Source organism: Pannonibacter carbonis, assembly GCF_003012935.1.
In the GTDB taxonomy this organism is placed as follows: domain Bacteria; phylum Pseudomonadota; class Alphaproteobacteria; order Rhizobiales; family Stappiaceae; genus Pannonibacter; species Pannonibacter carbonis.
In genome coordinates, this window is the sequence record NZ_PUDR01000001.1 from 170,046 (window position 1) to 183,952 (window position 13,907).

The window sequence follows — 13,907 nt, forward strand, 5'->3', positions numbered from 1 at the left end:
CCCTCCTCACGCTGCCAGCGCATAGGCGGCCGGAGCCACCAGCGCGCCGTCCTGGCCGAAGACATAGACATGCGAGGGGTCGAGATAGACCTTCAGCGCGGCCCCCAGGGTGAGGTCATGCACGCCATGGATCAGGCCAACCCAGCGCTCGCCATGATGTTCAAGGTGCACGAAAGTCTCCGATCCGGTGATTTCGGTCACCGCGAGCTGGGCGGTGAACTCCATCGCATCCGTGCTGTGCCGGTGCAGTTCGAGATGGTTCGGCCGGAAGCCGGCGATGTAGCGGCCATCGTGCAGCTCGGCGAGCTTGCCGGCGGCCGGGATCGACTGTCCGTCCCCGAACATCAGCTTGGCACCTGCCTTGGCGATCTGCAGGAAGTTCATCGGCGGATCGGAGAACACGCGTGCCGTCGTTGCATCGACGGGCCGGCGATAGACCTCCGGCGTCGGCCCGAACTGGGTCACCCGGCCCTGCCACAGCGTGGCCGCGTTGCCACCCAGAAGCAGCGCCTCTTCCGGCTCCGTCGTCGCGTAGACGAAGATCGATCCTGAGGCTTCGAAGATCTTCGGGATCTCGACGCGCAGCTCTTCGCGCAGCTTGTAATCAAGGTTGGCCAGCGGCTCGTCGAGCAGAACCAGGCCGGCGTTCTTGACCAGTGCGCGCGCCAACGCGCAGCGCTGCTGCTGGCCACCGGACAGCTCCAGCGGCTTGCGCTTCAGCATCGGCGTCAGCTTCATCAGCTCCGCCGTCTTGTGCACGGCCTTGTCGATCTCCGCCGACGACTTGCCCATCAGCCGCAAAGGACTGGCAATATTGTCGTAAACGGTCATCGCCGGATAGTTGATGAACTGCTGATAGACCATGGCAACGGCGCGGTCCTGCACGCGCATGCCGGTCACGTCCTTGCCGTTCCAGAGGATGCGGCCGGTCGTCGGCTTGTCGAGCCCAGCCATCAACCGCATCAGCGATGTCTTGCCAGCCGACGTCGGTCCGAGCAGCACATTCATGCTGCCCTCACGCAAGGTCAGGTCTGTCGGGTGGATATGGGTTGCCCCACCCGCGACCTTGGAGACATTCTCCAGGACCAGGGTCATAATTCTCGTCCTCCCATTCCTGCTACTGCGCCGCGGCCGCCCCGTGCCGGGCCGTGCAGGCATTCTTTATCCATTGATCCAGCGCTGCCACTTCAGCGGCGCTCAGGCGCAGGCCCATTTTTGAGCGACGCCAGACGACGTCCTCGGCGCTGCGCGCATATTCCTTGTCGATCAACCAGTTGACTTCACGTTCGGTCAGGTTCCAGCCGAAGTGAGCACCCAGATCCTCCACCCGGGTCGCACCTTTCAGGATCTCCAGCGCCTCGGTTCCATAGGCTTTCACAAGACGACGAGCCCAGCGCTCATCAAGGAACGGATGCGCGCTCATCAGTTCACGCACCAATGCTTCGACGCCATCAACCGGGAAGTTGCCACCCGGCAGCGGCACGCGCGCGGTCCAGGCAGCACCAGCTGCCGGGAAATGCGGCACGATCTTTTCCAGCGCATGCTCGGCGAGCTTGCGATAGGTGGTGATCTTGCCGCCGAACACATTGAGCAGCGGCGCGCCGCCGGTCTCGTCCACCTTCAGCACATAGTCGCGGGTCGCGGCTGTCGCAGACTTGGCACCGTCGTTGTAGAGCGGGCGAACACCCGAATAGCTCCAGACGATGTCGTCCACGGTGACCGGCTTCTTGAAGTAGCCCGAGGCGAACTTCAGCAGGTAGTCGCGCTCCTGATCCGTGCAGACCGGCTTGATGCCCGGCTCCGGATGGTCGGCATCGGTCGTGCCGATCAGGGTAAAATCGGTCTCGTAAGGGATCGCAAAGATGATGCGGCCGTCTTCGCCCTGGAAGAAGTAGCACTTGTCGTGATCGTAGAGCTTCTTCGTAACGATGTGGCTGCCGCGCACCAGGCGCACGCTTTCCTGCGAATTGGAGCGCACCGTGTTGCGGATCACGTCGCCGACCCAGGGGCCGCCGGCGTTGACCAGCATCCGGGCATGGCGGCGGAACTGCTCACCCGTGTCGCGGTTTTCAAGCAGGATCTGCCACTGCCCGTCGACGCGCTCGGCCGACAGCACCTTGGTGCGCACCATGATCTCGGCGCCTCGGGCGGCCGCATCACGGGCATTGAGCACCACGAGCCGGGAGTCCTCGATCCAGCAATCCGAATATTCATAGGCCTTGGCAAAGCGGTCCTGCAGCGGCTTGCCTTCAGGGCCGGCCTTCAGATCGACCGTCGACGTGCCCGGCAGGATCTTGCGGCCGCCGAGGTTGTCATAGAGGAACAGGCCAAACCGGATCAGCCAGGCCGGACGACGCCCTTTCATCCAGGGCATCACCATGTTGAGCAACTTCGAGGTCGGCGTCTCGCCTTCGAACCGCATGTCCTTGTGGTAAGGAAGCACGAAGCGCATGGGCCAGGAAATATGCGGCATCGCCGTCAGCAGCGTTTCGCGCTCGATCAGCGCCTCGCGCACCAGCCGCACCTCGAAGTACTCGAGGTAGCGCAAGCCGCCATGGAACAGCTTTGTCGAGGCGGATGAGGTTGCGGAGGCAAGGTCATTCATCTCCGCCAGCGAGACGGTCAGACCACGTCCGGTCGCGTCACGGGCGATGCCGCAGCCATTGATGCCGCCGCCGATGATGAACAGATCGACCACCTGATCTTGCTGCAATGCCACGGACACGAACCTCCCGGAACCGGTCTTTTGTGAACACAAACGAACCACAAAACCCCATTCACAGTCAATGAACGATTTTCGTTTGTGTTCGTTTTTGATTCTTCGCGTCAATCCAAGCACTTAGCTGAGGCAAACCGCCGCAGCCCGCGCTTTCGCGGCCATGTTGCCGGAAATAAAGGACTTTTTGTGCGTTGCGGTATCGAACTTTTGCGCTGCAATAGTCGATCACATTTCGATCGTATGTTCGCACTTGCGCTAAAAACTTGAAAAAGGGAGCCAAAGCGAACATAGTACCCATGCCCCAAGGGAATATGACCGTGTCACAGACCTTCCGCCAGCCAGAGATTCTCGAGCTCGCCCGACAGCAGGGAAAGGTCACTGTTGAAGGCCTTGCCGAGCATTTCGGCGTCACCGTCCAGACCATCCGCCGCGACCTGTCAGAGCTGTCCGACAGCGGCAAGCTGGAACGTGTCCACGGCGGCGCCATCCTGCCATCCGGCGTGACGAACATCGGCTATGAGGACCGCAGAAACCTCAATCGCGACGCCAAGACAGCGATTGCCACGCAATGCGCCCGGGCCATTCCGAGCGACGTGTCGGTGTTCCTGAACATCGGCACCAGTACGGAAGCGGTCGCCCGCGAGCTGCTGCACCATCGCAACCTGATGGTGGTCACCAACAACATGAATGTCGCCAACATCCTGGTCGGAAACCCGGACTGCCAGGTGATCGTTGCCGGCGGGGCCTTGCGGCGCACGGATGGCGGTCTTGTCGGCAACCTGACGACCCGCACCATCGAGCAGTTCAAGTTCGATTTTGCCGTCATCGGCTGCTCCGCCCTTGATGAGGAAGGCGACCTGCTCGACTTCGACATCCAGGAAGTCGGCGTCAGCCAGACCATCATCCGTCAGGCGCGCAAGACGTTCCTGGTCTCAGACCATTCCAAGTTCCAGCGCACGGCCCCGGCCCGCATCACCTCGCTGGCGCGCATCGACACCTTCTTCACGGACTACCCACTGCCCAGCCCCCTCGCCATCCGCTGCGAAGGCTGGGGCACCAAGGTCGTGGTCTGCGGCGAAGGCTGAGGCAACGCGCCTGCGGCACACGGCCCATCCGCCAAAAAAACGGCTGACAAGGCACGCCGGGCGGACTACAGCCTGCCGCAGTCATTTCCGTGCCGGAGGCCCTGATGTCCGCGAAGCCGCACACCCTGATCGCTCCCTCCATGCTTGCCAGCGATTTCTCGCGTCTGCGCGATGAGCTGCGCGCTGTTGACGCTGCTGGCGCCGACTGGATCCATCTTGATGTGATGGATGGCCATTTCGTGCCGAACATCACCTATGGACCGGACGTGATCGCCGCCATGCGGCCGCACACCACCAAGGTGTTCGATACGCACCTGATGATCGCACCCTGCGACGCCTATCTGGAGGCCTTCGCCAAGGCCGGATCGGACATCATCACCGTTCATGCCGAGGCAGGACCTCATCTCGACCGCTCGCTGCAGGCGATCCGGGCGCTTGGCAAGAAGGCGGGCGTCTCGCTCAACCCGAGTACCCCGGAAAGCGTCATCGAATATGTGCTCGACCGGCTCGACCTGATCCTGGTCATGACGGTGAACCCCGGTTTCGGCGGCCAGAAGTTCATTCACGCCATGGTCGACAAGGTCGCCCGCATCCGCAAGATGATCGGTGACCGGCCGATCGATATCGAGGTCGACGGCGGCATTGCCCCGGACACCGCCCCGCTCGTCGCTGCCGCTGGCGCGAACGTGCTGGTTGCCGGGTCTGCGGTGTTCAAGGGCGGCACGCCGGAAACATCGAATATCTATGCCGCGCAGATTGCCGCGATCCGAACGGCGGCCGACGCCACCCGCTCGTGAGCCGCGCAATGCGAGCGGTTGTCTTTGATCTGGACGGGACGCTGGTGGACAGCGTCGCGGCCATCGCCGATGTCGGCAACAGCCTGATGCTGGAACTCGGTCTTGCCGCCCTCAGCGTCGAAGAAGCGCGCGGTTACATCGGCAACGGCGCGGCGAAGTTTGTGGAGCGTGCGCTTGCCGCCCGCGCCATCAACGCCGATGCAGCCACGCTTGCCCATCACGTCGAGCGCTTCGAGGAAATCTATGGCGCGGCGCCAGGCTCGGCCAACCCGCCGTTTGCCGGTGCCGAGCTGGCGCTCAAGACCTTGAAGGCCGAAGGTGTCCGCATCGGGCTTTGCACCAACAAGCCCGGCATCCCGACCGCCAACCTCCTGGCAGCACTTGGCTGGAGCGATCTGTTCGAGGTGGTGATCGCCGGCGACAGTCTGGCCACCCGCAAGCCGGATCCGGCACCGCTGATCGAAGCAGCCCGCCGTCTTGGCACCGACGTCACCGCACCGGGCTTTGCCTATGTCGGCGACAGCGAGGTCGATGCAGAGACAGCCGAGCGCGCTGGCAGCCGCTTTGCCCTCTTCACGCTGGGCTACCGCAAGCAGCCGGTCGAGGCGCTTACGCATACGATCGCCTTCGACGACCTGGCGGCCCTGCCTGCCCTTCTGGCCGATCTCGCCGCCCGCTGATCGCGCGGCGAGATCTTTTTTAACGCGTCAGTGGGAGACGCCCGATCCGCCGACGCTGACGATCGTGTAGGGCATGCCCTCCACCTTGATCGTGCCGGCTTCCTTCAGCGTATCGGCGTCGATCTTGCGGATGACGCCCGCGCGCGGGTCGGTCAGCAGCACCGTCTCACCTGCGATCGCCAGACGCGGCCGCGGGTCGGCCCAGTGCCCGTCCATCGAATAGGCTTCCGTGACAGCCGCGCTCGCTTCAATCTTCGCTTCCAGCATGTTGAAGCGATGCAAGGTGCCATCCTCCGTCAGGACGAAGGCGTGCTCTGCATGGGCCGGATCGAGGATGAAGTCGACGCGCCGGGCCGGCAGCTTGGCATAGGTGAAATGCGGCGCGTCGGCCGGATCCACGACGACGAGCCCATCGGCACCGTAGTTGCCAAGGAAGGCCTGCATCCCCTTCACGCCGAGCAGCGTGCCCGTCTTGCCCTGCGGTAGATCTGAACCGTAGGGCAGCAGCTTGAACTCGGGCTTGGCACCATCGGCCTTCACCGCCAGCACGCCATCGCCGCAGCCTGCCGCCAGATAAGCGCCCGAGAAGGCTTCACCGTGGATGCCCGGGCAGGACGCCAGCTCCGACACCGGCTTTCCAGCCTGATCAAAGGCCTGCAGCCCAAGACGCGGCAGGTTCTCCGCGCCAGCCGGCTTTTCGGTCGCCGACACCGTGGAGAGTACATAGTTCCCCATGACGGCGACAAAGCCATGGTGCGGCACCGACTGCGGGAAGTCCTTCAGCACCGGATCACCGGCGAGCAGGCCCTTCACATCCGCCAATGCGGCACGGCCATCCTTGTCGAAGTTCACGGCCAGAAGGCCGGAATGCTCGACCACATGCACCGGATAACCGCCGGTCAACGCCGTCGGCAGCTTGGCCGGCTCACTGACCTCGATATCGGAATGGTCGCCGTGGCTCTCGATGACGACACCGGTCTTCAGGAAGTCGACCCGGTTCTTGTCGCCCTGCACGGCTGCGATGCCCTGTCCATCACCGAAAGCATAGATGCGGGCTGGACCTTCGACGTCGAAGCTCCAGCGTTTTTCAGGCTGGTCCAGGTCCAGCGCGGTGATCTTGCCGCTCGCATGGTCGCCAATGAACACGCGCCAATGGGTCTTGCCTGCCTCGTCCGCGATGACGGGAAGAGTGAGGCCGGCGCTGAACAAAAGGGCCAGCGCGGTTGTCCGTCTGAACATTGGAACTCCTATAAATGTTATTACATTACATTTATACCGAGCTGGGTTGTGCGGCGCAAGCGCGAATGCCGCCTTCACCGATCCGCCGATGTTCCCGCCGGGTTTCAACAAACCGTCATCAAGCTGGCTTAAGCCGCAGGCATGTCGATCAAACTTGAACAAGTCACGAAGGTTTTCGGCGCGCAGCGCGTGCTCGATGACGTCTCACTCACCATCGCGGAGGGCGAGTTCTTTGTCGTCCTCGGCCCATCCGGCTGCGGCAAATCCACATTGCTGCGCCTGATCTCAGGCCTTGAACCGCTCGACGGCGGCCGGATCGAGATCAACGGCCGAGAAGTGGCCTCAGGCACACAGCACTTGCCACCGGAAGCGCGGGGCGTCGGCGTGGTGTTCCAGTCCTATGCGCTCTGGCCGCACATGAGCGTGGCGGCGAACGTCGCCTTCCCGCTCGAAACAGCAGGCAAGACAAAGGCCGAGATCACGCAGCGTACCGATGAGTGCCTGTCGACCGTGGAACTGACGCGCTTTGCTGATCGCAAGCCCGCCGATCTGTCCGGAGGCCAGCGCCAGCGTGTTGCATTGGCCCGCTGCCTTGCCCAGGGCGCGTCCACGATCCTGATGGACGAACCTCTCGCCAATCTCGACCCGCATCTGCGCGGCGCGATGGAGGAGGAACTGTCCGCCTTCCATAAGGCAAGCGGCGCGACGACGCTGTTCATCACCCACGATCAGCGCGAGGCGATGGCGCTCGCCGACCGGATCGCCATCCTGTGGGAAGGCCGGCTGCTGCAGGCCGATGCGCCCGAGGTGATCTATCGCCGCCCGAAAAGCCGTCAGGTCGCCGGCTTCATCGGCCAGGGTGCCATCACAACGGTCGCTGTGCTTGGATCGCAGGGCAGCAACGCCAACGTCCGGCTTGCCGGCTGCGAGTTCACCGTGTCCGCAACGCCCGGGACGCCGACGGGCACAGCCGCCTTGCTGCTGCGTCCGGAGGATCTTGAAGTCGGTGCCGCCGATGCCCGTCTCATGGGGCGGATCGGCCGCACGGTCTATCGCGGCGGCTTCCACGAGGCCGAGATCAGCCTGCCGGGAAGCGAGACGCCGCTGCTGGCAAGGGTGCCAATGAAGCCGCAAGCGGGCGCCGAGATTGGCGTTTCCATCCGGTCAGGCTGGGTGCTGCCAGCCTGACCGGATGGCCGAGGATCAGTCCCGCCAGGGAATACACCCGGCGGGAACCCGGCGAGCCAGGCCATTCATGGCGATCATTACCAGAACGGTGGCAAGCACCACGACCGTGGACATTGCAGCCGCCAGTGTCGTGGAGCCTCCATCCTCGTAGTTGAAGATCGTCGTTCCAATGGTTTCGGTGCCCGAGGACCACAGCAGCGCCGACACCGTCACCTCATTATAGGCGGTGAGGAACACCAGGATCGCCCCGGAAGCCGCTGCCGGCGCAACCAGCGGCGCAAAGATCCGGCGAAGACGGGTCAGATAGCCAGCCCCCGCGACCCGGGCCGCGTCTTCAAGGCTCTTGTCCATCTGCAGATAGGCCGCCGTGACCGGCTTCAGCCCCACCGACAGGAACACTGCCACATAGGCGAGCAGAATGATCCAGAGCGTGCCATAGAGCGAGACACCGATCAGCGGCAGGGGCTTGAGGAATGCCAGGATGAAGGCAATCGACACCACCAGCCCGGGAACGGCAAAGGCAACATCGGCCTGCGCCGCCGCAAGGCTCGCTGCCTGCCGCTTGCGTCCTTGCCGCAGCACCATGAGATGCCCAAGGCCAATGGCCACAGCCGCGATGACAAGTGCGGCAACAGCAGCGATGAATGTCGAATTGGCAAAGGCCCTGAGCGTCACACTCTGCCGCCACAATACCTCGACGAAATTGTTGAAGGTGATCGTTTCTGGCCCCAGGACCAGGCCGTAGGTCGGCACCAGCGATGTTGCAACCAGCGCGGTAAAGGGCAGGACCAGCGTCAGGGCAACAAAACCCCACAGCCCGACTTCCAGCGGCAACCGCCCTTTACCGAGCGCATAGGCAAGAGGTGCCTGCGGCAACCCGATCAGGGTCGAGCGCATCCGCCGCTGCAACAGTGATTGCACGCCCACCGCAATCAACGTGACCACCGCCAGCACCACCGAAATCACAGCCACATTCGGCAGCACATCCGGCCCGAAACTGGCCAGCCGCCGCCACATCAGCACCGGCAGCGTTGTGTAGCGCGCCGGAATGCCGATCATCGCGTTGATGCCGAAATTGCCAAGCGCCGCAACGAAAGCCAGCATGAAGCCCGCCAGCAACGACGGCCCGATCAAGGGCAGAGTGATGCGGATCAGAACGCGTGAACCACCGGCCCCGCACACCCGCGCCGCATCGGCGAGTTCACGCGGCAAAGATCGAAGCGCTGCACGCAGGATCAGGAACACCAGCGGCGCATGCTGCAAGGCCAGCAGGCTGACGAGGCCGGTGAAGGAATAGATCGCCGGCGTCACGCCCATCTCCGGGGCGAGGCCGAGTGGCTTCAGGACCGGACTGCCCGGCCCCATGGCCTGGATCCAGGCAATCGCGATGACATGCGGCGGGATCATCATCGGCAGCAGCAGGCAGAACACCAGGAGGCCCTTGGACCGCACGTCTGTCAAACCGATCGCCAGCGCCAGCCCGGCGCCGATGACCGTCGCGATCAATGCCGACAAGAAGCTGCTTTCAAAGGAATTCCAGAGCGCCCTCTGGACCGACTTGTTGCTCATGGCCTCAATCAGCGGCCCGAGATCAAGCCCGCCTGGCCCGGTTAGGCCAACCTTGAACAGAAGCACCAGCGGCAGGCCGCAAATCAGCGTCACCACCACAACGAGAACGGCGAGGGTAATCCCCTCGCCGTCCGGAAGCACCTTGCGGAAAAATGCGGTCATTGACCTTTAGCCGCCGAAGATTTCCGTGAACTTCGCCTTGTTGGCAGCATCGCCTTCAAGCGCCTTGGCCGGGTCGAACGGCAGCAGCTTGATGGTCTCGCGGGCCGGGAAGCCAGCCGGCGGGGTCACGCCCGGATGCGCCGGCAGATAGCCCTGCTTGGACGCCAGTTCCTGGCCTTCCGTGGAGATCAGGAAGTCGACAAAGGCCTTGGCAGCGGCCGGGTTCTGGGCGGTGGAGAGGATCGCCACCGGCTCGGTCACGGCAGAGACGCCTTCTTCCGGGAACACGAAATCCACCGGAGCGCCCTGCGCCTTGCCACGGATCGGCATGTAGTCGACCATGAAGCCATAGAGCTTCTCGCCGCCGGCAATCGCCTTGTAGACGCCGCCGTTGCCCCCCTGCGGGTTCGCGCCCTGCTCTGCCAGCTTCTCGTAATAGGCCCAGCCGAGATCCGGGTTGCCGGTGATGGCAACCATGTGGATGGTCGCAGCGCCCGAAGTCAGCGGCGACGGCATCGCCAGCTTGTCCTTCACTTCAGCCTTGAGCAGGTCCTTGTAGGACGTCGGCTTCACCGGGGCATTGGTGTTGTACATGATGCCGGTGGTGATCAGCTTGGTGGAGAAATAGGTCTTGTCCGTGTCCATGATCGCCGGGTCATAGGCCGACACGTCAGCGCCCTCATGCTTCATGAGGCGGCCTTCCTGCTTCAGGCTTTCCATGGTGACGGTGTCGGCAATCAGCAGCAGGTCAGGCTTCGGTGCACCGGCTTCGATCTCGGCGCGCAGCTTGGCCATCACCTGGGTCGTGCCGTCACGGACCCACTCGACGTCAACTGCCGGATATTTGGCCTTGAACGCGTCAACCGTCTGCTGGGCATCTTCATTCGGCTGGGACGTGTAGAGCACCAGCTTGCCGGAAACGTCGGCAGCCTGGACCTGACCGGCAATAAGCAGCGCAGTGGCGGCAATGAGCAGCTTCTTCATGATGGATCCCTGTCATTCGCGCGCCGCCCATGCGGCGCAGCTGGGGCGGCTCTAACAGCGTTTGATGACAGTTTTGTTGACCGATTGTTACAGCTTTTTGAAATTCATTAGCCGGCAAATTTCATACTGTGCAGTTTCTCAGGGCTTTTCCAGAATTTCGCCGGATGTGATGTGCAGCCTGCACCGCCTGTCCTCAGACGCCGCGACACAAAGCAGCGAACGCGTCTCCACCAGAGCTACGGGAAGCCGTTCCGGTCCTTACAGGACCCAGAGCCTCAATGGACAACATTGCCCGCGCGCCACACACGGCGCAGGATCGGGTGTCCGGCGTGCAAGCGAACCTGCAGCAGGTCGGCCCGGCGTCCGGAAGCGATTTCACCTCGGTCCACAAGCCCGGCTGCCTCCGCAGGCGACTTGCTGACGAGCCGGACGGCCTCTGGCAGGCGGCTGTCATCGGCCCCGTCGAGGCCGATCAGGAACGCCGCATCGAACATGGATCGCGGTACGTAGTCCGAGGCGAGCATGTCGAGAATACCTTCATCCAGCAATTCACCCATGGAGACATTGCCCGACTGGGAGCCGCCACGCAGGATGTTGGGCGCGCCTCCCACATTCAGCATGCCCTTTTCCCGGGCATAGCGGGCTGCTTCGATGGTGCAGGGAAACTCTGAAATCAGGATGCCGTCGGCCACGGCTTCATCGATATGCGCCAGTTCCGTGTCGTCATGCGACAACAGCGGTTTGCCATGCGCCTTCGCCAAGCCAATCACCACCGGACGAACCCCTGCGCTGATTCCATCGGCCACGGCGAGCATGTCGGCCATCTCGGCTTCTACGACCTGTTGCGCGTGTCCCGTCTCGGCCATCCGGCGCTGGATGTAAGCCGCCACGTCGCGGCTTTGGCGACGCCCCGGCAGATGCTCCATCACAGAGACAACACGCACGATGTCGCGCGCGATCGACGCTTCGGTCAGGCGCGGCGTGTTGGTATCCACGAGTTCGCAGCGCAGATGCACAAGGTGCTCGGCGCGCAGGAGGCCAGCCATCTGCGCTTCCTCGAGTGCATCAATCATCGGCACAAGAATTTCCAGCCGCTCCGGGTTCTTGACGGTCGCACCGACACACAAGCTGTCAAAGACAGTCGTGATACCCGCCCCGATGATCTGGCTGTCGTGCGCAAGCGCCGCCCGGAACGGGTTCCACTTCACATGCGCGCGCGGGAAGACATGTTTCTCGAAATGGTCGGTGTGAATGTCGACAAGACCCGGCAGCAAATAGTCGCCGTCGAGATCGACTGCACCAAGCCTGGCCGGCGCACGGCCTTCGCCAACCTCGGCAATCTGGTTGCCACGCAGCACCACATGGCCCGAGATCACCCGGTCAGCAAGCACGAGGCGGGCGTTGTCAAACACCGTTTCAATCGCGCTTGCAGCGACGGGATGGTCCATTCGGGTCATGTGGTCAATCCTTGAAAATAGAAGTAAAGTCAGATGCTTATTGTGCCAGACCCTGCGCCTGCAGCCAGGCGATGGAGGCAGGCACCTCATCCAGATTGCGCAACTCGATGATGAGGCGCGGCTGGCTCGTCAGATCGGCAAGCGCGGCAAACACCGAATGCCAGCGGATTGTGCCCTGACCAAGGCTCCAGTGCCGATCGGCATAGCCGTCCGCGTCCTGCAGATGGATGTGGCGCAGCCTGTTGCCCGCCGCGCGGACGTAGTAGTCGACCGGGGGGGCGCCGGTGGAACCATGCGCGTAATGGGCATGGCCTGTGTCGATGGATACGGCAACGGCGCTGGACTGGAAGCTGTCGGCCAGGATGACCCGGTCCTTCGGGTCCTTGTCCTCGATGTTCTCGATCACCAGTTCGCAGCCGATGGCTTCAGCGCGCTTCACCGGCTCGGCCATGATTGCATGGCAGCGCTCCATCACCCGCTGGCGGGCCGAGGCGTAGTTGTCGAAGTTGTTGTAGTCCCAGGTGGAATACGGGCTGTGCACGACCATGTGGGTGGCGCCCAGCGCCTCGCACACCTCAAGCCCCTGCAGCAGGCGGCGGGTGACAACCGCTGCAATATCCGGATCCGGGTTGGCGATGTTCATGCCCCAGAACGGGCCATGGATACCAATGCGTCCGGTGTGACCATCCAGCACCTTCTTTGCCCGTTCGACCAGCGGCTTCCAGTCGCCATTGAGGACGTCTGCATTGACGAAGTCTTGCAGTTCGAGATCGCGCGGCTTTTCGGTCATCAGCGCCCGATGGCGCTCATAGGCATCGAGCGTAAGCGCCGCACCAACGACAGGAAGAGTGCTCATAATCAGATCCTTCAGGGCGGGACCCGGTCATTCGGCCGGGCGTCAAAAGGCGGGAGAGAAAATTCATGCGAATGACTCGCGCACTTTCTCATAATGCCGATGTTTGACAGGAAAGCGACATGGCAGCGGAAATGTCGCGGCAAAGCCGGTCAATACCCGCGCTGCCGGTCAACGGCCGCCGGGACTTCGCCCGTGGAAAAGTACCGGCTGAGGTTCTCTGCGACGATCAGGCTTGCGGTCGAGGGCGTCGTCGGCGCGCTGACATGCGGCAAGATCGTAACGCTCGGATGCTCCCACAAGGGATCATCAACCGGCAAGGGTTCGCGGGCAAAGACATCGAGCACGGCGTGGGACAGTCGCCCCGCATCAAGGGCCGCAACAAGCGCCGTTGTATCGACAATCGCTCCTCGGGCAAAATTGATCAGTCCAGCTTGACTGGGCAGCAAGGCGAGGCGTCTGGCATCGAGCAGACCGCGCGTCTCGCTGGTCAGGGGTAGCAAGACAACAAGAATATCTGACAAGGACAACACGGCATCGAGCCCGTCCGGGCCTGAGTGACAGGCGACGCCCTCGACTATTTGCGGTGTCCGGCTCCAGCCGGTCACGTTGAATCCATTGGCCCGCAGCCGCCGCGCGGAAAGCGCCCCAAGATTTCCCAGCCCGAGAATGCCGACCGTTCGCTCCTGCGGCAGCCTGTGCGGACGCTCGGCCCAGATGCGCTGGTCCTGCTGGCGGCGGTAGGCCGGAACATCCCGGTGCAGATAGAGCGTGAAAGTCAGCACCGCCTCGGCCATGGTCTCGGCAAGCTGCGGATCCGTCATCCGGACGATGGCAAGGGGCATGTCTTCAAGCTCAGAAACAAGCCGCTCAACCCCGGCCCACAGGCTCTGCACCCAGACAAGCGATGGCAGGCTGCGCAGTTCATCCGGTTCCGGATTGGCAATGATCGCGACGGACGCCGCCTGCCGCTCCGCTTCCGAAAGAGCCGTCAGGGGACGAATGTCCATGTCAGGCAGATGGACGGCGAACACCGAAAGCCAATGCGCCTGCTCATCCAGGCTGATGCGGGTGACGAAGGGAATGACAGGACGCATGACACCATCCAGTGCTTGACCCAAGGCTCCCGGTCCGGGCGCCGGATTGAGCACCAGTCTCTAGCATGGCAACCCGC

At 63.1% G+C, this 13,907-nt stretch carries 12 protein-coding genes; 4 read left to right on the plus strand and 8 right to left on the minus strand.

From position 1 onward, the window contains the following. Nucleotides 1-6: 6 nt before the first annotated feature. Nucleotides 7-1,095, minus strand: coding sequence for an ABC transporter ATP-binding protein (locus tag C8348_RS00800; protein ID WP_106751366.1), 1,089 nt, complete (start codon nt 1,093-1,095; stop codon nt 7-9). Nucleotides 1,096-1,117: 22 nt separating this feature from the next. Then, complete coding sequence (gene glpD / locus C8348_RS00805) at nt 1,118-2,719, minus strand: glycerol-3-phosphate dehydrogenase (RefSeq protein ID WP_106751367.1); 1,602 nt, start codon at nt 2,717-2,719, stop codon at nt 1,118-1,120. A gap of 311 nt (nt 2,720-3,030) precedes the next feature. Between glpD and C8348_RS00810 the strand changes: the two genes are divergently transcribed. The 3 genes from C8348_RS00810 (at nt 3,031) to gph (ending at nt 5,281) form a co-directional block, all read left to right on the plus strand. Continuing rightward, nucleotides 3,031-3,804, plus strand: a complete 774-nt coding sequence (locus tag C8348_RS00810; RefSeq protein ID WP_208983454.1) for a DeoR/GlpR family DNA-binding transcription regulator — start codon at nt 3,031-3,033, stop codon at nt 3,802-3,804. A gap of 104 nt (nt 3,805-3,908) precedes the next feature. Next, entirely contained in the window at nt 3,909-4,601 is a 693-nt protein-coding gene (gene rpe, locus C8348_RS00815; RefSeq protein ID WP_106751368.1) for a ribulose-phosphate 3-epimerase, read from the plus strand. A gap of 8 nt (nt 4,602-4,609) precedes the next feature. After that, on the plus strand, nt 4,610-5,281 hold the full coding sequence (gene gph, locus C8348_RS00820) for a phosphoglycolate phosphatase (RefSeq protein ID WP_106751369.1): 672 nt from the start codon (nt 4,610-4,612) through the stop codon (nt 5,279-5,281). 27 nt (nt 5,282-5,308) lie between these two features. Here gph and C8348_RS00825 read toward each other — a convergent pair whose 3' ends face one another. Beyond that, nucleotides 5,309-6,520, minus strand: coding sequence for a metallochaperone AztD (locus C8348_RS00825; RefSeq protein WP_106751370.1), 1,212 nt, complete (start codon nt 6,518-6,520; stop codon nt 5,309-5,311). A gap of 141 nt (nt 6,521-6,661) precedes the next feature. On the opposite strand from C8348_RS00825, the gene C8348_RS00830 reads away from it, so the two are divergent. Next, a complete protein-coding gene (locus tag C8348_RS00830) occupies nt 6,662-7,708 on the plus strand; it encodes an ABC transporter ATP-binding protein (protein ID WP_106751371.1) in 1,047 nt (348 codons plus the stop codon). Between the two features lie 15 nt (nt 7,709-7,723). On the opposite strand, the gene C8348_RS00835 is transcribed toward C8348_RS00830, so the two are convergent. The 5 genes from C8348_RS00835 to C8348_RS00855 all read right to left on the minus strand — a co-directional run bounded on the left by C8348_RS00835 (nt 7,724) and on the right by C8348_RS00855 (nt 13,830). Beyond that, nucleotides 7,724-9,439 (minus strand): ABC transporter permease, encoded by a 1,716-nt coding sequence (locus C8348_RS00835; RefSeq protein WP_106751372.1) that lies wholly within the window; start codon nt 9,437-9,439, stop codon nt 7,724-7,726. A 6-nt stretch (nt 9,440-9,445) separates the two neighbouring features. After that, nucleotides 9,446-10,423: an ABC transporter substrate-binding protein gene (locus C8348_RS00840; RefSeq protein ID WP_106751373.1), complete on the minus strand. Its 978-nt coding sequence runs from the start codon at nt 10,421-10,423 to the stop codon at nt 9,446-9,448. Nucleotides 10,424-10,698: 275 nt separating this feature from the next. After that, nucleotides 10,699-11,880: an alpha-D-ribose 1-methylphosphonate 5-triphosphate diphosphatase gene (locus C8348_RS00845; RefSeq protein WP_106751374.1), complete on the minus strand. Its 1,182-nt coding sequence runs from the start codon at nt 11,878-11,880 to the stop codon at nt 10,699-10,701. A 37-nt stretch (nt 11,881-11,917) separates the two neighbouring features. After that, nucleotides 11,918-12,736 carry a sugar phosphate isomerase/epimerase family protein gene (locus tag C8348_RS00850; RefSeq protein ID WP_106751375.1) on the minus strand — a complete coding sequence of 273 codons (819 nt, stop codon included), beginning with the start codon at nt 12,734-12,736 and terminating at the stop codon, nt 11,918-11,920. A 149-nt stretch (nt 12,737-12,885) separates the two neighbouring features. Next, nucleotides 12,886-13,830 (minus strand): 2-hydroxyacid dehydrogenase, encoded by a 945-nt coding sequence (locus C8348_RS00855; RefSeq protein ID WP_106751376.1) that lies wholly within the window; start codon nt 13,828-13,830, stop codon nt 12,886-12,888. Nucleotides 13,831-13,907 lie beyond the last annotated feature (77 nt).

Excerpts from the sequence above, each read along its gene's own strand:
- C8348_RS00830 (WP_106751371.1), top strand. The coding sequence starts at position 6,662 with ATGTCGATCAAACTTGAACAAGTCACGAAGGTTTTCGGCGCGCAGCGC.
- rpe (WP_106751368.1), top strand. The coding sequence starts at position 3,909 with ATGTCCGCGAAGCCGCACACCCTGATCGCTCCCTCCATGCTTGCCAGC.
- C8348_RS00840 (WP_106751373.1), bottom strand. The coding sequence starts at position 10,423 with ATGAAGAAGCTGCTCATTGCCGCCACTGCGCTGCTTATTGCCGGTCAG.
- C8348_RS00845 (WP_106751374.1), bottom strand. The coding sequence starts at position 11,880 with ATGACCCGAATGGACCATCCCGTCGCTGCAAGCGCGATTGAAACGGTG.
- gph (WP_106751369.1), top strand. The coding sequence starts at position 4,610 with ATGCGAGCGGTTGTCTTTGATCTGGACGGGACGCTGGTGGACAGCGTC.
- C8348_RS00810 (WP_208983454.1), top strand. The coding sequence starts at position 3,031 with ATGACCGTGTCACAGACCTTCCGCCAGCCAGAGATTCTCGAGCTCGCC.
- C8348_RS00855 (WP_106751376.1), bottom strand. The coding sequence starts at position 13,830 with ATGCGTCCTGTCATTCCCTTCGTCACCCGCATCAGCCTGGATGAGCAG.
- C8348_RS00835 (WP_106751372.1), bottom strand. The coding sequence starts at position 9,439 with ATGACCGCATTTTTCCGCAAGGTGCTTCCGGACGGCGAGGGGATTACC.
- C8348_RS00825 (WP_106751370.1), bottom strand. The coding sequence starts at position 6,520 with ATGTTCAGACGGACAACCGCGCTGGCCCTTTTGTTCAGCGCCGGCCTC.
- C8348_RS00800 (WP_106751366.1), bottom strand. The coding sequence starts at position 1,095 with ATGACCCTGGTCCTGGAGAATGTCTCCAAGGTCGCGGGTGGGGCAACC.
- C8348_RS00850 (WP_106751375.1), bottom strand. The coding sequence starts at position 12,736 with ATGAGCACTCTTCCTGTCGTTGGTGCGGCGCTTACGCTCGATGCCTAT.